Source organism: Brevundimonas denitrificans, assembly GCF_030160755.1.
Classification (GTDB): domain Bacteria; phylum Pseudomonadota; class Alphaproteobacteria; order Caulobacterales; family Caulobacteraceae; genus Brevundimonas; species Brevundimonas denitrificans.
Genome location: NZ_BSOY01000022.1, coordinates 15581 through 35665, shown reverse-complemented (window position 1 = coordinate 35665; position 20085 = coordinate 15581). Strand labels below are relative to the sequence as shown.

Below are 20085 nucleotides of genomic sequence, written 5' to 3'. Positions count from 1 at the left end.
CGCGCGGGCCGACGGCGCAGGCGGCGCGGGCGGCCTCGGCGGCGCGGGCCTCAAAGGTCTGGGCGCCGGCGCCGCTCGACAGATCGAGGTCGGCGAAGGGCACGCGGACCTCCTGGGCCGCCGCGGGGGCGGCGTACAGAAGGGCGGCGGCGGCGAAGGAAAGCAGGGTTCTGGTCATCGGATCATCTCCACGTCGCGGGGAGTAGCGACGACAAGCCAGATGATAGGCTCGTGTGACGCTCGCCAGACCAGAACCGTTATATTTGCATGACTTCAGACCGAGAACTGCTTCGCTAGCCAGAAGTGTGCCTTATGTATGCAACGTGGTTCAGGCGATCAGCGGCAGGCGGCTGAGCGCATAGTCCACCTGGGCGGAGCCGGGCAGCTGACGGACAGCCTCGTCGCGGAAGGCGGTGCGGCAGAAGGCGCGATCGCTGATCCGGCTGCCGGGTCGTTTGACGCCCCGGCACATGCGGGAGGCCGCGGCTGCGACACGGGCGTCGAAGGCGTCGGCCCCGGCGGCGCTGGAGAGATCCAGATCGCCCCACTGGACGCGGGCCTCCTGGGCGGAGGCCGCTCCGGCGGCGAGGCTGACCGAGAGGGCGGCGACGAGAGAAGCGAAGGTTTTCATGGCGATCTCCTGCGGAGGTCTGCATCGCTCTTGGCGGCGACGGCGTTCAGATGCGCCCGCCCCGTTGCAGCCGCGTGAGCGTTCCGAGGCGAAATAGCGACGCTGGATGAATTCGCGGAAAGCTGAACAGTGATCAGGCTGATGCCGGCCGCCGCCTTGTCTTCGCCGCCCTTTTCCGCCATAAGCCGCCGCTTCCGACGCAAGTGAACCTCGCGTCTCCACCATCACGACCCCGGTTTCGACCGGACGAGGATGGCGAGAACCCTCCGCCGACGTGATCGTCGCCGGAGGCGATTTCGCTATGGAGGCCGTCTCACCCGTCGCAAACGAGGTTTGTATGTTCGAGGCTCTGAACGAGCGGCTGACAGGCGTCTTCGACCGGATCACCGGGCGCGGCGCCCTGTCCGAAAAGGACGTCTCCGAGGCTATGCGCGAAGTGCGCGTGGCCCTGCTCGAGGCTGACGTCGCCCTGCCCGTCGTCAAGGACTTCATCGCCTTCGCCACCGAGCGCGCCACCGGCGAGGACGTCATCCGCTCGGTCAAGCCGGCCGATCAGGTGGTCAAGATCGTCTATGACGGCCTGGTCGAGATGCTGGGCGGCGATGAGCCGACCCCGATCAATCTGAACGCTGCGCCGCCCGCCGTCATCCTGATGGCCGGCCTGCAGGGCTCGGGCAAGACCACGACCTCGGCCAAGCTGGCGCTGCGCCTGACCAGGTTCGACCGCAAGAAGGTCATGATGGCCTCGCTGGACACGCGTCGTCCGGCGGCCATGGAGCAGCTGCAGACCCTCGGCAAACAGATCGAGGTGGCCGTCCTGCCGATCGTGGCGGGCGAGTCGCCGATCCAGATCACCCGTCGGGCGCTGCAGTCGGCCAAGCTGCAGGGCTTCGACGTCCTGATCCTCGACACCGCCGGCCGGATCACCCTCGACGAGGCCCTGATGGCCGAGGTGGCCGAGGTCGCCGCCGTCGCCAAACCCGTCGAGACCCTGCTGGTCGCCGACAGCCTGACCGGTCAGGACGCGGTGCGCACGGCGAAAGCCTTCCACGAACGCCTGCCGCTGACCGGCCTGGTCCTGACCCGCGCCGACGGCGACGGGCGCGGCGGGGCCATGCTGTCCATGCGCGCCGTCACCGGCCTGCCGATCAAATACATCGGCGCGGGCGAGAAGGTCGATGCGCTGGAGGTGTTCGACGCCCGCCGCGTCGCCGGCCGCATCCTGGGTCAGGGCGATATCGTCGCCCTGGTCGAGAAGGCGTCGCAGGAGCTGGACCAGTCCAAGGCCGAGGCCATGGCCCGCAAACTGGCCAAGGGCCAGTTCGACCTGAACGACCTCGCCGGCCAGCTGCAGCAGATGAAGCGGATGGGCGGCCTGCAGGGCATCATGGGCATGCTGCCCGGCGTGGCCAAGATGAAGAACCAGATGGCCGAAAGCGGCGTCGACGATCGCATGATCGCCCGCCAGGAAGCCATCATCTCCTCGATGACCAAGGCCGAGCGCAAGAAGCCCGACCTGCTCAACGCCAGCCGCAAGAAGCGCGTCGCCGCCGGCGCCGGGGTCGAGGTCCAGGAGATCAACCGCCTGCTCAAACAGCACCGCCAGATGGCCGACATGGTCAAGTCCATGTCGCGCGGCGGCGGCAAGGGCATGAAGCAGATGGCCGCCATGATGGGCGGCCTCGGCGGCGGTATGGGCGGCGGCCCCGACATGGCCCGCCTCAAGGCGATGGGGGGCGGCCGCATGCCCGAGCCCAGCGCCGACGACATGAAAGCCCTTCAGGACCGGCTCGCCGGCCTGGGCGGCGGACAACTTCCGGGAGGCCTTCCGGGCCTGCCCGGCCTTCCCAAGAAATAACCCTTCCCTCCCAAGAAATAATCCGACCTAAAGAAAGAGACTGAAAATGCTGAAGATTCGTCTGGCCCGCGGCGGCGCCAAGAAGCGCCCCTACTATTACATCGTCGTCGCCGACAGCCACTCGCCGCGCGACGGCAAATTCATCGAGCGCGTCGGCACCTACAACCCGATGCTGCCGCGCGACGGCGAGCAGAAGCGCGTCACCCTGAAGACCGACCGGATCGCCGAATGGCTCGGCAAGGGCGCCCAGCCCACCGACCGCGTCGCCCGCTTCCTGAGCCAGGACGAAGCCCTGGCCGGCAAGGTCAAGTGGACCCAGTCGAACAACCCGAAGAAGGCCGAGCCGGGCAAGAAGGCCCAGGAACGCGCGGCCGAGCGCGCCCAGCGCGAAGCCGACCGCGCCGAGGCCGAAGCCGCCGCCAAGATCGAGGCCGCTGAAGCCGCCGTCCGCGCCAAGGAAGAAGCCGCCGCCGCCGCTGAAGCCGCCAAGAACGCGCCGCCGGCTCCCGAGCCCGAAGCCGTTGCTGAAGAAGCCCCGGCCGCTGAAGCGGAAGCCGTGACGGAAGAGGCCCCGGCCGAAGCCGCCGCCGAAGAAGCCCCGGCCGCCGAAGCGACCGAAGAAGAAAAGACCGAGGCCTAAGGCTTTCGGGTTCCGCTCCGGCGGGACACAGACGAACGGAAAGCAGCGTCCGGACCACCGGGCGCTGCTTTTCATTTATTGGGGTGCGCTACCGCGCTTCGCGCTACTTGAGCGCAGGATCCTTGAATGAGGCGGCGATGACGACCGACAGCAAACTCATCCTCGTCGGCCAGGTCGCCGGCGGGTTCGGGGTCAAGGGCGAGGTGCGGGTGACCGCCTACACCGCCGAGCCGAAGACCCTGCTGTCCTATGGCGTCCTGCTGCGCGCCGACGGTTCGACCGGCCTGACCCTGACCGGTGGCCGGGCGGAGAAGTCCGCCGTCGTCGGCCGGGCGAAGGAGATCGCCACCAAGGAAGAGGCTGACGCCCTGCGCGGGCTGAAACTCTACATCCCGCGCGACAAGCTGCCGGAACCCGACGAGGACGAATTCTACCTGACCGACCTGGTCGGGCTGGAGGCGCGCGACCCAGAGGGCGTGGTCCTCGGGAGCGTGAAGTCGGTGCAGAATTTCGGCGCCGACGACATGCTGGAGATCGCCCCGGCCCAGGGCGGCCCGACCTGGTACCTGCCCTTCACGCGAGACGCCGTGCCCGACCTGCACATTGCCGACGGCTGGCTGCTGGTCGTCAAACCGGTTGAGATCGGCGAGCGCGAGCCGGACTAGGTACTCAAACACCAGCAGATCATCCCGCGGGCGGTCCGCAAGCTCTGATCGCGGCCACCGTATCGGTCAGCCAGAAGGCATACGGACCTTGGCTGCCACGCATTTCGACCTCCATGGACGACCAGTCGGGCGCGTATAGATGGGCCCGGATCGTCCAGCGCTCTCCATGCGGTCGGTATGGAGGCATCGGACGCTCTGCTGAAGCTCCCGGCAGCACCAGGGCTGGTCCCGGCTTGAGGGGCGGAAGAGCCTGAAAGGCATCCAGCGCCGCCCGAAACCGAGGGCACTCCGAATCGGCGACGCGCCAAGTCTGACCATCGACATTCAGGGTCGCGGTTGCATGGTTGAATGCTCCAGCCTCGGTAGAGATCTCAAGCCGATGGCCGAGCGAATTCTCGGCAACCAGCTGCGTATAGGGCCAGCGCTCGGTGTCTGCTGTCTGATGCCTGGCTTCGCCGGCGGCATATGCGCTTGCACAACTGGCCGACAAGAGGATCAGGCCAAAGCCCGCACACAGTCGGCACGTCAGGCTGTTGCTAACGGGCTGAGCATCGGGATTCACCTCAGGTCCTACTTCGGTTGGTCTCGCCGGGTCGGGACTGTTCGCTGCGCGAGGACCATCTTGATAGACGCGAACTGTCGGAGGCCCACAATTCTGGCTAACCGCGATTATGTACATGTAGAACGTCTCGCCGGTGCGGCCGCTCTCTCGCGCTGCTCGATTGTTTGCCATGAAGCCGTCCCAGTCAGCCTGGCTGGGCAACTCGTTGCCGTTCGGATGGCTGTGAACATCTCCCTGGTAGTTCGCCACCGTAACACCGGTGGGATCGATCGTGAGTGTTGATACCCAGTTCGGATTCGTTTGATCGCGGACATCTCCCGGGGTGACCTGATTGGTTTCCACAGACTGCCCGGAGCCTCTAACAAGAAAGCTCCCATACTCACGGTTCAGCAAGGTCGGCACACCGTTGGGCGCATCCGCGAATCCGATCTCGGCCGCCTTCAGTAGAAATTTCGGCACCGCGGCGGCTCCCGCCGCATCAGCGTTCCACGGTAGCGCGGTCTCCGGGTCGGCGCACGGATCGATCTGATCTGGCGGAGGATCGTTCTCCCCGACTTCATTCTGATGCTCGCCGCCTTCGTCGCCGAGTCCGCCGCCGCCGCTCCCGCCGCCACGCTGGGGAAATGTGCCGTTGGGCTTGCGCCGCTGGCCGAAGACCTCGATGTCCGGAAGCGTGTCAGGCACGCTCGCTCTCCGTGTTTATTGGAACACCTTAAGCGAGCATTACGACGGTTCGAATCACATAACCGTGTAGCTTGAGACCTACCCCTCCTCGTCCGCCGCCATGCCCATCATGTGGAAGCCGGCGTCGACGTGGATGACCTCGCCCGTGGTCGAGAAGCCGAGGTCCGAGCACAGCCACAGGGCGGCGCCGGCGACGCCCTCCATCGAGGTGTCCTCCTTCATCGCCGACATGGCCCGGCCCTGGCTGATCATGCCGCGACCGCCCGAGATGCCGGCCAGCGACAGGGTGCGCATGGCCCCGGCCGAGATGGCGTTGCAGCGGATGCCGCGCGGGCCGAGGTCGCGGGCGATGTAGCGGGTCGCCGCCTCGAGCGCCGCCTTGGCCACGCCCATGGTGTTGTAGTTGGGGATGGCCCGTTCCGAGCCGAGATAGGTCATGGTCACCAGCGAGCCGCCGTTGGGCATCAGCTTCGACGCCCGTTTGGCCACGTCGACGAAGCTGAAGGCCGAGATGTTCATGGCCAGCAGGAAGCTGTCGCGGCTGGTGTTGTCGACGAAGCTGCCCTTGAGCTCGTCCTTGTTGGCGAAGGCCACCGAATGGACGACGAAATCGATCGTGCCGAAGGCCTTTTCCAGCTCGGCGAAGGCCTGGTCCATCGAGGCGTCGTCGGTGACGTCGGCCTGGATCAGCAGTTTGGCGCCGACGCTCTCGGCCAGCGGGCGGACGCGGCGCTCAAGCCCCTCGCCGAGATAGGTGAAGGCCAGTTCGGCGCCCTGGGCGGCCAGCTGGGAGGCGATGCCCCAGGCGATGGAGTTGCTGTTGGCGACCCCCATGATCAGGCCCTTCTTGCCCTTCATCAGGTCGCCCTTGGGCATGTTCCAGCCGCTCTCGCTCGCCATGGTCCGTCTCCTTCTTGGTGGCCTATGCTCGCAACGCGGTTGCTCGCGACTTGAGGCCGGTTTGGTCAGCCTGACGCTCGCGACGCGGTCGCTCGCTGCCTGAGGCCGTGGCGGAGGGTTAGCAGCGCCCGCCTTCGGGGGAAAGCGTCAGCCCGTCTCCGCCTCGCGCCGCCGCGTCAGCCGCTGCAGCAGCGGGGCGGCGGTGACGCCGTGGACGAGGATCGAGACGAGGATGATGAAGCCGACGATGGCCCACAGCCGCTCGCTGTCGCCGAAGTCGCCGTGGTTCAGGGCATAGGCGATGTAATAGACCGAGCCGACGCCGCGGATGCCGAGGAAGGACAGCAGCAGCCGCTCGCGCATCGGCTGGCGCGAGCCGATCATGGCGATCATCCCGGCGACGGGCCGGACCACGAAGACCACCGCCAGGCCGACCAGGGCGTCGATCCAGGTCAGGGACGCCAGCAGGCCGTTGGCCAGGGCCCCGCCGAACAGGACCAGCAGCAGCATCATCAGCAGCCGTTCGATCTGGTCGGAGAAGTCGTGCATCTCCTGATGGAAGTCGTGGTCGCGTTCCCAGGCGCGCAGGGTCAGGGCGCAGATGAAGACGGCGAGGAAGCCGTAGCCGTGGGCCAGTTCCGCCGCGGCATAGGCCAGCAGGGTCGCCGCCAGCGCCACCAGACCGTCGCCGAAGCGGGCCGAACCCTCGTTGCGGCGAAACACCAGCCGGCCGAACCCCAGGCCGCACAGCACGCCGACGCCGGCGCCGGCGAGCAGCTTCCAGCCGACCTTGACGGTGAACCAGTCGGTCAGATCAGCGGTCGAGGCCAGCCCCCCGGCGGCCGCCAGAATGGCCAGATGGACGAAGGGGAAGGCCAGGGCGTCGTTGAGCCCCGCTTCCGAGGTCAGGCCGAAGCGCACCTCGTCCTCGTCGCCGGACTTGGGCGGTCCGACCTGAACGTCGGCGGCCAGCACCGGATCGGTCGGGGCCATGGCCGCGCCGAGCAACAGGGCCATGGCCAGGCTGAAACCAAGGCCGGCCACGCCCAGCCAGGCCACCGCCGCAATGGTCAGGGGCATGGCCACGGCCAGCAGCCGCCAGGTCGAGTCCCACCGGCGCCAGCCCACCGGCCGGTCCAGCTTCAGCCCCGCCCCCATCAGGCTGATGATCACCACCAGTTCGGTCAGCCGTTCGGTCGCCGTATCCCACGTCCGGGGGTCGGGGTTGAACGACAGCAGGCCGGTGCTGAACACCACCACGCCCAGGGCCACGCACAGGATGGCCAGGGTCAGCGGCAGCTTTTTCAGCCCCGTCGGCGCCCAGGACACCAGCAGGACGACGGCGCCGAGGCCCAGCAGGAACAGGATGTAGGGGTCGAGGGTCAGACCGGGCTCCCGCGCGTCAGGTTGTGAGGGGTTTCCTTACCGGAAAACCCGGTCAGGATGCAGGGAACGCCGAGCGGAGTCATTCGGATGCGCCTTCTGATCCTTCTGTCCGCCCTCATCGTGTGCGGTTTTGCGGCCCCGGGAGGCGCCATGGCCCAGGCCGGTCCGCCGCCGTTGCGGGTCAAGGTGCTGCTGGCCTCTTCCCCGCATCTCGACGCTACGTCGCGGACCCAACACGACGCCATGCTGCAGAGCCTGTCGGCGGGCGGCCCCTCCGGCGGCTGGTTCGAACTTCTGCCGACCGGGCTGGACCTTGCCGAGTTCGAGCACTGCACCATCTCGGCCCAGGACACCCGCACCTGCGCCAGCCGCCAGTTGGCCGAACAAGGGGCGACGGGCGCGACGATCGTCGTCCTCGCCGGCGGCGAGGGCGCGCGCGCAAGCTGGATCTGCGTGGGGACGGGCCCGCGGCCGTCCAGCCCCGACCGGCAGTTCGTCCGCTTCGACCTGAACGCGGCGCTCGACACCGCATCTCCGAAGCGCATGGAGACCCGCGCGGCGGCGGCTGCCTGCATCACCAGCGCGGGCGCCGAGAGCGGCTGGTAGAGCCGCCGGTCAGACCTTGCTGAGGATCAGCGTGCCGTTCGTGCCGCCGAAGCCGAAGCTGTTGGACATGACGTGCTTCAGTTCGCCGTCGTGACGTTTGCGCAGGATCGGCATGCCCTCGAACTCGGGGTCGAGGGTTTCGATGTGGGCGCTCTCGGCGGCGAAGCCGTGCTTCATCATCAGCAGGCAGTAGATGGCCTCCTGGGCCCCGGCGGCGCCGAGCGAATGACCCGTCAGCGACTTGGTCGAGGAGATCATCGGCATCTGGTCGCCGAAGACATTGCGCACCGCCCCCATCTCCTTGGAGTCGCCGACGGGGGTCGAGGTGCCGTGCGGGTTGAGGTAGTCGATTTTCGGATTGCCGGCCATTTCGAGGGCGATCTTCATGCAGCGCTCGGCGCCCTCGCCCGAGGGGGCGACCATGTCGTAGCCGTCGGAATTGGCCCCGTAGCCGGTGACCTCGGCGTAGATCGTCGCGCCGCGCGCCACGGCCCGCTCATACTCTTCCAGCACCACGATGCCGGCCCCGCCGGCGATGACGAAGCCGTCGCGGGCCACATCATAGGCGCGGCTGGCGACCGAGGGCGTCTCGTTGAAGTTGGACGACATGGCGCCCATGGCGTCGAACATGTTGGACATGGACCAGTCGATGTCCTCGACGCCGCCGGCGAAGACCACGTCCTGCTTGCCCCAGGCGATCTGTTCCGCGGCCGCGCCGATGCAGTGGGCGCTGGTCGCGCAGGCTGAGGAGATCGAATAGTTGATCCCCTTGAGCTGGAACCAGGTGGCCAGCACGGCCGACGGGCCCGAGGCCATGGCCTTGGGCACGGCGAACGGCCCGATGCGCTTGGGCGAGTTCTTTTCGATCGTCGTGGCGGCGGCCTGAAGGATGATCTGGGTCGAGGGGCCGCCCTCGCCGACGATCAGGCCGATGCGCTCGGACTGGGTCTCCTCGGCGGTCAGGCCGGAATCCTTCAGCGCCTCCTCGAAGGCGATGTGGCCCCAGGCGGTGCCGTTGGCGAGGAAGCGGGCGGCGCGGCGATCGACGTGCGGAGCCCAGTCCTCGGCGGTGTGGCCGAGCGCCGGCGGCGCCCAGACCTGGGAGCGGAAACCGTATTTCGTATGGTCCGGCGCGGCGACGACGCCCGAGCGGGCCTCGCGCAACGAGGTCGAGACCTCGTCCTGGCCGGTGCCGATGGATGAGACGATACCCAGTCCGGTGACGACGACACGCCGCATGGTGTGGTTTCCTTCTTGAACGCTATTCGCCGCGTTGATCGCGGTCTTCGAATGGAGTCAGCCGCCGACGGGTTCCGTGGCGCCGAACAGGCCGACCCGCATGTCGGTCGCCGTATAGATGGGGACGCCGTCGGCTTCGAGAACCCCGTCGGCGATGCCCATGACCAGGCGGCGGTTGATGACCCGTTTCAGGTCGATCTTGTAGACGACCTTCTTGACGTCCGGGGTGACCTGCCCCGTGAATTTGACCTCGCCGACGCCCAGGGCCCGGCCCTTTCCGGGGCCGCCGATCCAGCCGAGATAGAAGCCGACCAGCTGCCACATGGCGTCAAGGCCGAGACAGCCGGGCATGACCGGGTCGCCGATGAAATGGCACTGGAAGAACCAGAGGTCCGGATGGATATCCAGCTCGGCCTCGATGTGACCCTTACCGTGGGCGCCGCCGTCCGCGTTGATGGTGACGATCCGGTCGAACATCAGCATCGGCGGCGCCGGCAGCTTGGCGTTGCCCGGCCCGAACAGATCGCCCCGGCCCGCCGCAAGCAGGGCCTCGTAATCGTAGGACGACGGATTTTTCGACTGGCTCAAGGACGCTCTCCAGCGGGTGTTGCCGTCGGGTTACACGACGCGAACCGGCGGCTCAACTTTTTAGCGGTCGAAGCATACGGACGCGGACGGGAGACTTCAGCGTCCGCGGCCGGCCGGGCGGGCGGCGTTGCACAGGGCCCGGTCCTGGCCGCCGAAGACATCGCGCTGGCGCACGAAGCCCCGCATCCGGCGGATCCGGACCTCGCACCAGCCCTCTTCGCAGTCTTCCATGGCCACGACCGAGCGGGGCGTCAGCCGGGCACGCATGGCGGCGGTTTCAGATGGGCCGGAACGGATCGGAATCTCGGCCTCCGAAGCGTTGAAGACGCTGCGGCGGCTCGAAACGACGCTGCGGTGAACCCAGGCGACGCCGCCTTCGGGATCGCAGATCTTGCGCCATTCGGTGGTCTCGGCGACCACCTGCACGGGCAGGCCCGGTACCCGGTATTCCCACAGGATGCGGTAGTCGAGACCGGGGCCGAACCGCGCCCGGACCTCGTTGGATTTCAGCGACAGCCAGCGCGGCACCGGCTGGCCGCTGGGGGTCGGCCGGCCGTCGGGCATGGCCTGACCCGCGCCGGCCAGGACGGCTCCGGTCAGGACGGCGCCGAGGACGACCAGTTGTTGGAAGCGTGAGCGAGCCTTGCCAGACACCAGATGCGCCAATAAGCCGAAGCGGTTGAAACCGAAGGCCGCCAATGTCCGCGCCCAGACTTAAGGTCGTGTTAACCAGACGGCTGCCGGACGCCGTCGAGACGCGCATGCGCGAACTGTTCGACGCGGAGCTGAACCTGAGCGACCGGCCGATGGACCGCGCGGCGCTGGAGGCGGCGGTGCAGCGCGCCGACGTGCTGGTCCCGACCATCACCGACACCATAGACGCGGCCCTGATCGCGGCGGCGGGCGACCAGTTGAAGATGATCGCCAATTTCGGCGCGGGCGTGGATCACATCGACATCGACGCCGCCGTGGGCCGCGGCCTGATCGTGACCAATACGCCGGGGGTCCTGACGGAGGACACGGCGGATCTGACGATGGCGCTCATTCTGGCGGTCAGCCGCCGCATCGTCGAAGGGGCCCAGGTGGTGGCCGAGGGCCGGTTCGAGGGCTGGAGCCCGACCTGGATGACCGGGCGCAAACTGTGGGGCAAGCGGCTGGGCATCGTCGGCATGGGCCGCATCGGTCAGGCCCTGGCGCGCCGCGCGAAGGCATTCGGGATGCAGGTCCACTATCACAATCGCAAACCCGTCCCGGCCATGATCGCCGAGGAGCTGGGGGCCACCTACTGGGACGATCTGGACCAGATGCTGGCGCGCATGGACCTGATCTCGCTGAACTGCCCGGCGACGAGGGAGACGCACCACCTGCTGTCGGCGGAACGGCTGGCCCGGCTGCAGCCGCACGCCATTCTGATCAACACCGCCCGCGGCGAACTGATCGACGAGGCAGCCCTGTCCGACGCCGTGGCGCGCCGCGCGATCGCCGGGGTCGGGCTGGACGTCTATGAGCACGAGCCGGCCATTCACCCGGGCCTGCTGGGTCACGCCAACGTCGTGCTGCTGCCGCATCTGGGGTCGGCGACGCTGGAAGCCCGGCAGGACATGGGCGACCGGGTGATCGCCAATATCCAGACCTTCCACAACGGCCACCGGCCGCCGGACCGCGTCATCCCCGCCATGCTCTGAATCCTTGCGCTTGACGCCCCGCCAAACCTTGGGTTGGTAGGGGTCGGGTAGCGTTTCGGGGTGGGACCATGACAATCGGATTGACCAAGGCGGCGCGAGCCGCCCTGTCGCGGCGCGGCCTGCTGGCCGGAACGGCGGCGCTGGCGGGGATGGCGGCCTTGCCGCCGGGCGTGGCCCGGGCCCAGGGCGCCGCCTATCCGCTGAGCGAGTTCTTCAAACCGACCATGAGCAGCGGCGCGGCCCTGTCGCCGTCCGGCACCCGGATCGCCGTGGCCGAGAACCTCGGCACGGACGAGACCCCGCGCAGCGCCGTCGACTTCATCGACGCCGCCGACCCTGAAGGCCCGCGTCGCCGGTTCGAACTGGGTCCGGTCTGGGTCAGGTCCATCGACTGGGCGAGCGACGATCGCGTGCTGGTGACCGTGCTTCTGAGGGGCACGTCTTCGGGCCGGGCGATCGCCGGGTCCAACCGAAGGTCGGAGGACGTCGAATACTATATGAGCCGCGTCGTCTCTGTGCATGCGACGACCGGCGATCCGGTCGTGCTGTTCAGCGATCAGCGCCAGCGCATGCGCTACACCTTCGACATGGGCCGCATCATCGACATGCTGCCCGGCGATCCCGACAATGTGCTGATGGCCGCTTGGGAGGCCGACGGGGTAATGGGCCTGCACCGGGTCAATGTGAATACGGGCGCGGCGACCCGGATCGAGCGCGGCGGCTCGGGCACCTATCACTGGCGGGCCGTCAACGGCGTCCCAGTCCTGCGCCATGACATGAACAGCCGCGGCACGGTCGAGACCATCATGGTCCGGGCGCCGGGCGAGACCGAGTGGAAGATGGCGCGCCGCACCCGCGTGCGCGAGGCGCCGGACTTCCTTTGGGTCGGCGCCGGCGAGACGCCCGGCAAGGTGCTGGTCATCGCCCGTCTCGACACCGAGGACGTCCAGAGCGTCCGCGAGATGGACCTGACGACCACCGCGCTCGGCCCGGCGCTGAACCCCCGCCCGGGCCGGGATGTCGCCTATGGCCTGCCGGACTCGGCGGGCAACTATCTGGGCGCCGCCTACTATGGCGAACGGCTGGAATATGAGTTCGTCGACCCCGCGCTGGCGGTGCACCACCGGGCCCTCAACCGCTTCTTCGACAATGCGTGCAATGTGCATTTCACGGACGTCGACATGGCGCGGAACCGGTTCATCGCCCGTGTGGACGGGCCGGCGGAGCCGGGGGCCTGGTTCTTCTACGACAAGGCCGCGCGCGCGATCGTCAACCTCGGCCAGGCGCGGGACCTCGACCCCGCACGGCTGGGCGCCAGCGAGGTGCTGCAGGTGCAGACCCGAGACGGGGCGACCATCGAGGCCTATCTGACGGCGCCGCCCGGCGGCCGGCCCGGCCCCCTGGTCGTCCTGCCCCACGGCGGGCCCGAGGTGCGCGACACGCCCAGCTGGGACCGGCAGGTGCAGGTGCTGGCGGCGCAGGGCTGGTGGGTGCTGCGGCCCAATTTCCGCGGCTCGGGCGGCTATGGCCAGAGCTTCGCCCAACAGGGCTGGACCCGCTGGGGCGACCGCATGCAGGACGACGTGGAGGACGCCGTCGCTCACGCCATCGCCGCAAAGGGGCTGGACGCGTCGAAGGTCGCGATCATGGGCACCAGCTACGGGGCCTATGCCGCCTTGATGGGAGCGGTGAAGCGGCCGGACCTGTACAAGGCGGCGATCGGCATCTGCGGCGTCTATGACCTGCCCGACGTGCTGGCGTGGGAGGAGCGCCTGGACGACACCCCGGGTCAGCCGATCTATGAATTCTGGACCAAACGCATCGGCGATCGGTCGGTGATGGGGCCGGCGCTGGAGGCGGGCTCGCCCCGCCGTCGGGCCGGCGAGATCGCCTGCCCGGTGTTGCTGGTTCACGGGGCCGACGACCCCGTCCTGCCGTCGATCCAGTCCCGCCGGATGCGCGACGCCCTGCGCGGCGCGGGCAAGCCGGTCGAGCTGATCGAGGTCGAGGACGCGGGGCATGCGGACTGGGAGGACGCCAAGGAGCAGGAGCTGGTGACCCGCTATGTGGCCCTGCTGCGTCAGGCCTTCGCTTGACGCCGGCGTCAACCTTGGGCTGGTAGGACCTGGAGTATCGGGGGCGTGTCATGACAATCAGGAATTCCGCGGCGGCGCGGTGGGCGTTGTCGCGCCGGGGTCTGCTGGCGGGCGCCGGCGGACTCGGGGTTGCGGCGGCGGCGGGGCCCGTGGCGGCGCGTCAGATCACGCCCCACGCCCTGGCGGACTTCTACGCCAAGGACGGCGTCAAGGGCGTGGCCCTGTCGCCCTCGGGCGAACGCATCGCCATTATCCGCGAGGTCCATCAGGGCAGGGTCCGGCTCTCGGTTCTCGACGTGCTGGACGCCGCCAATCCTTCCGCCCCGCCCAAGCGCGCGCCGCTGGGCGACGTGGACTGCGAGTCCATGGCCTGGGCCAGCGACGAACGGCTGCTGGTTCGGATCGCCCTGGGCGGTCGGGGCATCACGGAACGGACCTCGGCGCGGTCGCTGGGCTCGACCACCGCCGAGGCCGTGATTTCCCGGCGGATGGTGTCGATCAATCCCGACACCGGCGGCGCCGTGGTCCTTTTCGACAATGAACCGCAACGGATGCGGACCACCCGCAACCTCGGCTCCATCGTCGATCTGCTGCACGACGATCCCGAGCACGTGCTGATGATGGCTCCGACGCAGGCGCGGCGCATCAACGCCCTGTACAAGGTCAATGTCATGACCGGCCGGGCCGAAGAGTTCGAGCGCGGCGATTTCGACACGGTGGGCTGGGAGACCCGGCACGGCGTGCCGGTGCTGCGCTATGACATCAACAGCACCGGAAACACCCTGGAGATCATGGCCCGGGCGCCCGGAGAGCGTCAGTGGCGGTTCGTGCGCCGGATGCGGATCGCCGACACGCTCGACTTCGAATATGTCGCGGCGACCGAACAGGACGACGTGATCCTCGTCTCAGCCCGACAGGAGGGCGAGGACGTCCAGTCCATCCGCGAGTTCAACCTGCGGACAGGCGTCTATGGCCCGCCCGTCGCCTCGCGGCCCCGGTCCGACGTCTCGGGCGGCCTGATCGACGATCGCGGCGTCTATCTGGGCGCCGCCTACTGGAACGACCGCCTCGAATATGACTTCGCCGTGCCGGAACTGGCGCCGCACCACCGGGCCATGAACCGGTTCTTCGACAACAGCTGCAATGTGCGCCTGGTCGATATCGACCGGACCCACAACCGTTTCCTGGCCTATGTCAGCGGGCCCAATGAGCCCGGCGCCTGGTATCTGTATGACCGGGCCGCGCGCAGCTTCGTCAACCTGACCCCGCGCACCGCCCTTCAGACCGAGCGACTGGGCCGGACCGAGGCGCTGGATGTGACCACCCGCGACGGCGCCGCCATCCGCGCCTATCTGACCGCGCCTCCCGGGGGCGCGCCCGGCCCCCTCATCGTCCTGCCGCACGGCGGACCCGAACTGCGCGACGTGATGAATTGGGATCGCACGGTCCAAGCCCTGGCGGCCGAAGGCTGGTGGGTGCTGCAGCCCAATTTCCGCGGCTCCGGCGGCTATGGCCTGGCCTTCGCCAGCGAGGGCTGGGGGCGCTGGGGCGACCGGATGCAGGAAGACGTCGAGGACGCCGTCGACCATGCGATCAAGGCCCGCGGGCTGGACGCCGGCAAGGTCGGCATCATGGGGAGCAGCTACGGCGGCTATGCGGCCCTGATGGGCGCCGTGCGCCGTCCGGACCTGTACAAGGCCGCCATCGCGATCTGCGGAGACAGCGACCTGCCCGAACTGCTGGCCAATGAGAAGCGGGGCGACAGTTCGGCGGAGAACGTGGCCTACCGCTTCTGGTCCACCCGGATCGGCGACCCGGAGGCGGACGCCGCGGCCCTGGCCCTCGCCTCGCCCCGCCGCCGGGCCTCTGAAATCGCCTGCCCGGTCATGCTGGTGCACGGCGTGGACGATCCCATCGTTCCCGTCTTCCAGTCGCGGCGCATGAAGGAGGCGCTGGATCGCGCCGGCAAGTCCGTCGACTATGTCGAGGTCCGCGGGTCAGGCCATGCCGACTGGGAAGACGGCGTCGAACTGGATCTGATGACCCAGTATATCGAGCTGTTCCGGCGGGTCTTCGCCTAGAGCGAGATTCTGGACCATTGTTTGACTTCAGGTCGAATCGACCTGAAGCAAAAATGGTCTAGGCGCAGACCGGACAGCCGGGGTCGGCGGCGACGGTGACCGTCCGGGCGGTCCCGGCCAGGCCGTCGTAGATCAGCAACCGGCCCGCCAGCGCAGCCCCCGCGCCGGTGACGAGCTTGATCGCCTCGAGCGCGGCCATGGACCCGACCACGCCCGCCAGCGCCCCGATCACGCCGACGCGGGCGCAGGTCTCGGCCTCCGGAGGGGCGGCGGGCACGAGGCAGCGGTAGCAGGGCCGGCCGGTGAAGACGCCGACCTGACCGCTCCACCGTCCCAGGGCGCCGGAGACCAGCGGGATGCGCGCCGCCACGCAGGCGGCGTTGACGGCGAACCGGGTTCCGAAATCGTCCGTGCCGTCGATGACGACGTCGCAGCCCTCGATCAGGCGGGCGGCGTCCGCGCCGGTCAGCCGTTCGGCGATGGGTTCGATCCGCACATGCGGGTTGAGCGCGGTCAGGGTTTCGGCCCCGGCCTCGACCTTGGGACGGCCGAGGTCGGACGCATCGAAGGCGATCTGGCGCTGGAGATTGGACAGGGCGACCGCATCATCGTCGATCAGGCGCAGCGCCCCGATGCCGGCCGCGGCCAGATAGAGGGCCGCCGGCGCCCCGACGCCGCCGAGACCGATCAGGCCCACGCGCGCGGCCCTCAGCCGCTGCTGCCCGGGTCCGCCGACCTCGGCCAGCACCAGATGGCGGGCGTAGCGTTCGATTTCGTCGTCTGAGAAGGTCACCGCCCCAGTTAGGGCGTGCGCGCCGGAAGGTCCACGCCGTCAGGCGGCCTTGCGGATGTCCAGCAGGGTTTCCGCCTCATTGGCGGTCAGGCGCGAGATGCACGGCAGGCCGATCCGGTCCAGCAGGGAGGCGGGGTCGGCGCACAGGCTCATCGGCTCCTGCAGACGGCGCTCGGGGATGGGCATGTCGGACAGCACCCTCAGGCCGGTATGGCGCGGATCGTCGATGATGCGGCGCATCAGGCGGTCCAGATCGGCGCGTTCGCCTTCCAGGGCCTGCAGGATATGGCCCTGATGGAACATCAGGCAGCCGGACACGCGGTCGCGCCGGTTGTTGCGGTCCGAAACGCCGAGGATCTGTGCGATCGACAAGGTCGAGACGCCAGTCGCGCCAACGGCTTCGCTGGCGTATATCACGCGATGAAGCACGACCGCTCCCTTATGTGGCAAATTACGGGGTACAGTTTGGCAATGTAACGGGTTACATTGGTCATATTGTGGCTGAGCGCGGCCGTTGTATTTCTGTTGCTTTCCGCTTGCCGCGCCGTATTTCGGTCTCCATCTGAAACGGATGATGAACGCGATCCCGAACTTTCCGGACTGGCACGGCACGACCATCCTGGCCGTGCGCAAGAATGGCCGAACCGTCATCGCCGGCGACGGTCAGGTCTCCATGGGCCCGACCATCGTCAAGGGCGCCGCGCGCAAGGTGCGGGTGCTGGCGGGCGGAAGGGTGCTGGCGGGCTTCGCCGGCGCGACGGCCGACGCCTTCACCCTGATCGAGCGGCTGGAAGCCAAGCTGGAGCAGTATCCCGACCAGCTGGCGCGCGCCTGCGTCGACCTGGCCAAGGACTGGCGCACCGACCGCTACCTGCGCCGCCTGGAGGCCATGCTGCTGGTCGCGGACAAGAGCTCGATCTTCACCGTCACCGGCGTCGGCGACGTGCTGGAGCCGGAACACGGGGTGGCCGCCGTCGGCTCGGGCGGCAATTTCGCCCTTTCGGCCGCCCGCGCCCTGCTCGACCACACCGACATGGACGCCGAGACCATCGCCCGCCGCGCCATGGCTATCGCGGCCGACATCTGCGTCTACACCAACGGCAATCTGACGGTTGAGTCGCTGGAGTAAGGGGTCGGTCCGTGGGTTCATCACCAAGGACACCAAGGACCACAAAGGGCACGAAGGGACCGGGGGCGTGTCGGAGGAAGACGATCGGATCGGGCGGATCGTGGTGGATTCGGCGATTGCCGTTCATCGCGCTCTCGGGCCGGGACTCCTTGAATCCGTCTATGAGGCTCGCCTTGCTGAAGAGCTGCGGCGGCGCGGCCTGGGTGGTCCTTGGTGGAGAACCAGCAACTCCAGGCAAGCGCGCCGGCCTTGCCGCGATTTAACGGGACAGCCGCGCGGTTTCGGCGATCAATGCGGGCCGGAGGATTTCCCATGCGCACGCTCGTCTTCGCCGCCGTCCTGCTGTCCGCCGCCCCCGTTCTGGCCCAGACACCGGACGCCGCGCCCATCGTGGCCGCCGAGCGGGCCTTCGCCGCGGACTTTCCGGCCCTGGGTTTCGGGGGCAGCTTCCAGAAATGGAGCCGCCCCGACAGCATTCTGATCAACGGCGGGCAGGCGCAGACCGTCGCCGCCGTGTTCGAAGGCGCGCCGCTGACCCGACAGCCGGGCGAACCCCTGATCGAATGGTGGCCGACCTTCGCCGGCGTGGCCCGGTCCGGCGAAATGGGGTTCACCACGGGCCCCGCCGCCCGCGATCAGGAAGGCTATGGCCACTATTTCACGGTCTGGCGGCGCCAGGCGGACGGCGCCTGGCGCTGGGTGTATGACGGCGGCTCGAACGCCAGCCCGGCCGGCCAGCCGGGCCCCGACAGCCAGCCGCGCCTCCTGCCCGTGGCCACGGTGGGTTCAGGCTCGCCCGAAGCGGCGATGGCCGAGGTCACGGCGGTCGAGGCGGATCTCGCCGCCGCCGCCGCGACGGACCAGAAGGCGGCGCATCTCGCCGTGCTGGCGCCCGAGGGCCGCCTCTATGTCGCCCCCCTGCCCCCGGCGGAGGGTCCGGACGCCTTCGCTGCCGCCCTGGACGGCTGGCCGGCGCGGTTCACATTCGGCGTCACCGAGGGCGGCGGCGCCTCGGATGGAGGCGACATGGTCTGGACCTATGGCCGCGCGGGCTGGACCCGCGAAGGGCAGGACCGGACCGGCCACTATATGCGACTGTGGCAGAAGCGGCCGGAAGGCTGGCGGCTGATCATGGCCCAGCTGATCCCGGCGCCGATCGCCCCACCCCCTCCCGCCGGGGGCTGAGCCCTCCTATCTGCACATTATGACCGACCTTTCCCCCCGCGAAATCGTCTCCGAACTCGACCGTTTCATCGTCGGCCAGGACGACGCCAAACGCGCCGTGGCCGTGGCCCTGCGCAACCGCTGGCGGCGCAAGCGCGTCCCCGACGACCTGCGCGACGAGGTCACGCCCAAGAACATCCTGATGATCGGGCCCACCGGGGTGGGCAAGACCGAGATCGCCCGCCGGCTCGCCCGGCTGGCCGGGGCCCCCTTCCTGAAGATCGAGGCGACCAAGTTCACCGAGGTCGGCTATGTCGGCCGCGACGTGGATTCGATCATGCGCGACCTCGTCGAGGCGGCCCTCGTCATGGTGCGCGACAAGCGCCGGACCGGGGTCAAGGCCAAGGCGGAGGCGGCGGCCGAGGAGCGGATCCTCGACGCCCTGGTTGGCCCGGGCTCACAGCCGGCCACGCGTGAGAGCTTCCGCAAGAGGCTGCGGGCCGGAGAGATGGACGACAAGGAGATCGAGCTCCAGCTGGCCGATACGGCCTCGCCCATGCAGGGGCTGGACCTCCCCGGCGGCGGCAATGTCGGCATGATCAATCTGTCGGAAATGCTGGGCAAGCTGGGCGGCGGGCGAACGAAGACCGTCAAGCTGCTGGTCCGCGACGCCGTGACGCCCCTGGTCACCGAGGAAAGCGACAAGCTGCTGGATCAGGAAAGCCTGACCACCGAGGCGCTGTTGCTGGCCGAGAACGAGGGCATCGTCTTCATCGACGAGATCGACAAGGTGGCGGGCCGGTCCGACCGGTCCGGCGGCGACGTCAGCCGCGAAGGCGTGCAGCGCGACCTGCTGCCGCTGATCGAGGGGACGACGGTCTCGACCAAATACGGGCCGGTGAAGTCGGACCATGTGTTGTTCATCGCCTCGGGCGCCTTCCATGTCGCCAAGCCCTCGGACCTGCTGCCCGAACTGCAGGGGCGGCTGCCGATCCGGGTCGAGTTGAAGGCCCTGACCCGCGACGACTTCGTGCGCATCCTGACCGAGCCCGAGGCCAACCTGATCCGTCAGAACCAGGCCCTGCTGGCCACCGAGGACGTGACCCTGACCTTCACCCCGGACGCGGTCGAGGCCCTGGCCGACGCCGCCGTGGCGGCCAATGGCGCGGTCGAGAATATCGGCGCGCGGCGGCTGGTCACGGTGCTGGAGCGGGTGCTGGAGGAGACCAGCTTCAGGGCCTCCGACCTGTCCGGCCAGACCGTCGCCTTCGACGGCGAACGGGTGCGGGATCTGGTCGCCGAACTGGCCCGCGACGCCGATCTGAGCCGGTTTATCCTCTGAACAGGGCAACTTCCCGGAGGGTTCAGACGTATCTTG

At 68.6% G+C, this 20085-nt stretch carries 20 protein-coding genes and 1 pseudogene; 11 read left to right on the top strand and 10 right to left on the bottom strand.

The genetic code is table 11. The annotated features are described in order from the left end of the window. On the bottom strand, positions 1-178 hold a 178-nt coding region (locus QQJ79_RS16065; protein WP_431307580.1), incomplete at its 3' end, for a UrcA family protein. A 150-nt stretch (positions 179-328) separates the two neighbouring features. Then, positions 329-631, bottom strand: a complete 303-nt coding sequence (locus QQJ79_RS06695; protein ID WP_284222147.1) for a UrcA family protein — start codon at positions 629-631, stop codon at positions 329-331. Positions 632-968: 337 nt separating this feature from the next. Here QQJ79_RS06695 and ffh point away from each other — a divergent pair, with 337 nt between their 5' ends. The 3 genes from ffh (at position 969) to rimM (ending at position 3794) form a co-directional block, all read left to right on the top strand. Continuing rightward, entirely contained in the window at positions 969-2489 is a 1521-nt protein-coding gene (ffh, locus tag QQJ79_RS06690) for a signal recognition particle protein (protein WP_284222146.1), read from the top strand. A gap of 46 nt (positions 2490-2535) precedes the next feature. Beyond that, positions 2536-3129, top strand: coding sequence for a 30S ribosomal protein S16 (gene rpsP, locus QQJ79_RS06685; protein WP_284222145.1), 594 nt, complete (start codon positions 2536-2538; stop codon positions 3127-3129). Positions 3130-3266: 137 nt separating this feature from the next. Beyond that, complete coding sequence (gene rimM / locus QQJ79_RS06680; protein ID WP_284222144.1) at positions 3267-3794, top strand: ribosome maturation factor RimM; 528 nt, start codon at positions 3267-3269, stop codon at positions 3792-3794. Positions 3795-3813: 19 nt separating this feature from the next. Here the strand turns inward: rimM and QQJ79_RS06675 are convergent, their stop codons facing one another. From QQJ79_RS06675 to QQJ79_RS06665, 3 genes are all read right to left on the bottom strand, one after another. Continuing rightward, positions 3814-5040 carry a hypothetical protein gene (locus tag QQJ79_RS06675; protein WP_284222143.1) on the bottom strand — a complete coding sequence of 409 codons (1227 nt, stop codon included), beginning with the start codon at positions 5038-5040 and terminating at the stop codon, positions 3814-3816. Between the two features lie 78 nt (positions 5041-5118). Then, on the bottom strand, positions 5119-5916 hold the full coding sequence (locus QQJ79_RS06670) for an enoyl-ACP reductase FabI (RefSeq protein ID WP_284222150.1): 798 nt from the start codon (positions 5914-5916) through the stop codon (positions 5119-5121). A gap of 171 nt (positions 5917-6087) precedes the next feature. Continuing rightward, complete coding sequence (locus QQJ79_RS06665; protein WP_431307578.1) at positions 6088-7269, bottom strand: cation:proton antiporter; 1182 nt, start codon at positions 7267-7269, stop codon at positions 6088-6090. A 144-nt stretch (positions 7270-7413) separates the two neighbouring features. Between QQJ79_RS06665 and QQJ79_RS06660 the strand changes: the two genes are divergently transcribed. After that, a complete protein-coding gene (locus tag QQJ79_RS06660; RefSeq protein ID WP_284222142.1) occupies positions 7414-7932 on the top strand; it encodes a hypothetical protein in 519 nt (172 codons plus the stop codon). Between the two features lie 9 nt (positions 7933-7941). Here the strand turns inward: QQJ79_RS06660 and fabB are convergent, their stop codons facing one another. The 3 genes from fabB to QQJ79_RS06645 all read right to left on the bottom strand — a co-directional run bounded on the left by fabB (position 7942) and on the right by QQJ79_RS06645 (position 10413). Further along, positions 7942-9171: a beta-ketoacyl-ACP synthase I gene (gene fabB / locus QQJ79_RS06655; RefSeq protein ID WP_284222141.1), complete on the bottom strand. Its 1230-nt coding sequence runs from the start codon at positions 9169-9171 to the stop codon at positions 7942-7944. Between the two features lie 57 nt (positions 9172-9228). Next, positions 9229-9759, bottom strand: a complete 531-nt coding sequence (gene fabA, locus QQJ79_RS06650) for a 3-hydroxyacyl-[acyl-carrier-protein] dehydratase FabA (protein ID WP_284222140.1) — start codon at positions 9757-9759, stop codon at positions 9229-9231. A gap of 96 nt (positions 9760-9855) precedes the next feature. Then, positions 9856-10413 (bottom strand): SH3 domain-containing protein, encoded by a 558-nt coding sequence (locus QQJ79_RS06645; RefSeq protein ID WP_284222139.1) that lies wholly within the window; start codon positions 10411-10413, stop codon positions 9856-9858. A gap of 44 nt (positions 10414-10457) precedes the next feature. Here QQJ79_RS06645 and QQJ79_RS06640 point away from each other — a divergent pair, with 44 nt between their 5' ends. From QQJ79_RS06640 to QQJ79_RS06630, 3 genes are all read left to right on the top strand, one after another. After that, positions 10458-11444 (top strand): 2-hydroxyacid dehydrogenase, encoded by a 987-nt coding sequence (locus QQJ79_RS06640; protein WP_284222138.1) that lies wholly within the window; start codon positions 10458-10460, stop codon positions 11442-11444. A 68-nt stretch (positions 11445-11512) separates the two neighbouring features. Further along, on the top strand, positions 11513-13540 hold the full coding sequence (locus tag QQJ79_RS06635; RefSeq protein WP_284222137.1) for an alpha/beta hydrolase family protein: 2028 nt from the start codon (positions 11513-11515) through the stop codon (positions 13538-13540). A gap of 50 nt (positions 13541-13590) precedes the next feature. Continuing rightward, complete coding sequence (locus tag QQJ79_RS06630) at positions 13591-15621, top strand: alpha/beta hydrolase family protein (protein ID WP_284222136.1); 2031 nt, start codon at positions 13591-13593, stop codon at positions 15619-15621. 58 nt (positions 15622-15679) lie between these two features. Here the strand turns inward: QQJ79_RS06630 and QQJ79_RS06625 are convergent, their stop codons facing one another. Both QQJ79_RS06625 and QQJ79_RS06620 read right to left on the bottom strand, forming a co-directional pair. After that, positions 15680-16414 carry a HesA/MoeB/ThiF family protein gene (locus QQJ79_RS06625; protein ID WP_284222135.1) on the bottom strand — a complete coding sequence of 245 codons (735 nt, stop codon included), beginning with the start codon at positions 16412-16414 and terminating at the stop codon, positions 15680-15682. Between the two features lie 39 nt (positions 16415-16453). Further along, positions 16454-17032: a BLUF domain-containing protein gene (locus QQJ79_RS06620; protein ID WP_284222134.1), complete on the bottom strand. Its 579-nt coding sequence runs from the start codon at positions 17030-17032 to the stop codon at positions 16454-16456. Between QQJ79_RS06620 and hslV the strand changes: the two genes are divergently transcribed. From hslV to hslU, 4 genes and pseudogenes are all read left to right on the top strand, one after another. Continuing rightward, a complete protein-coding gene (hslV, locus tag QQJ79_RS06615; protein ID WP_284222133.1) occupies positions 16989-17543 on the top strand; it encodes an ATP-dependent protease subunit HslV in 555 nt (184 codons plus the stop codon). The genes QQJ79_RS06620 and hslV overlap by 44 nt on opposite strands. A 67-nt stretch (positions 17544-17610) precedes the next feature. After that, positions 17611-17733 (top strand): annotated as a pseudogene (locus tag QQJ79_RS16060) (GxxExxY protein); the annotation flags it as partial. A 122-nt stretch (positions 17734-17855) separates the two neighbouring features. Continuing rightward, a complete protein-coding gene (locus QQJ79_RS06610; protein ID WP_284222132.1) occupies positions 17856-18728 on the top strand; it encodes a DUF4440 domain-containing protein in 873 nt (290 codons plus the stop codon). Positions 18729-18747: 19 nt separating this feature from the next. Then, on the top strand, positions 18748-20049 hold the full coding sequence (gene hslU, locus QQJ79_RS06605; protein WP_284222131.1) for an ATP-dependent protease ATPase subunit HslU: 1302 nt from the start codon (positions 18748-18750) through the stop codon (positions 20047-20049). Positions 20050-20085: the final 36 nt, after the last annotated feature.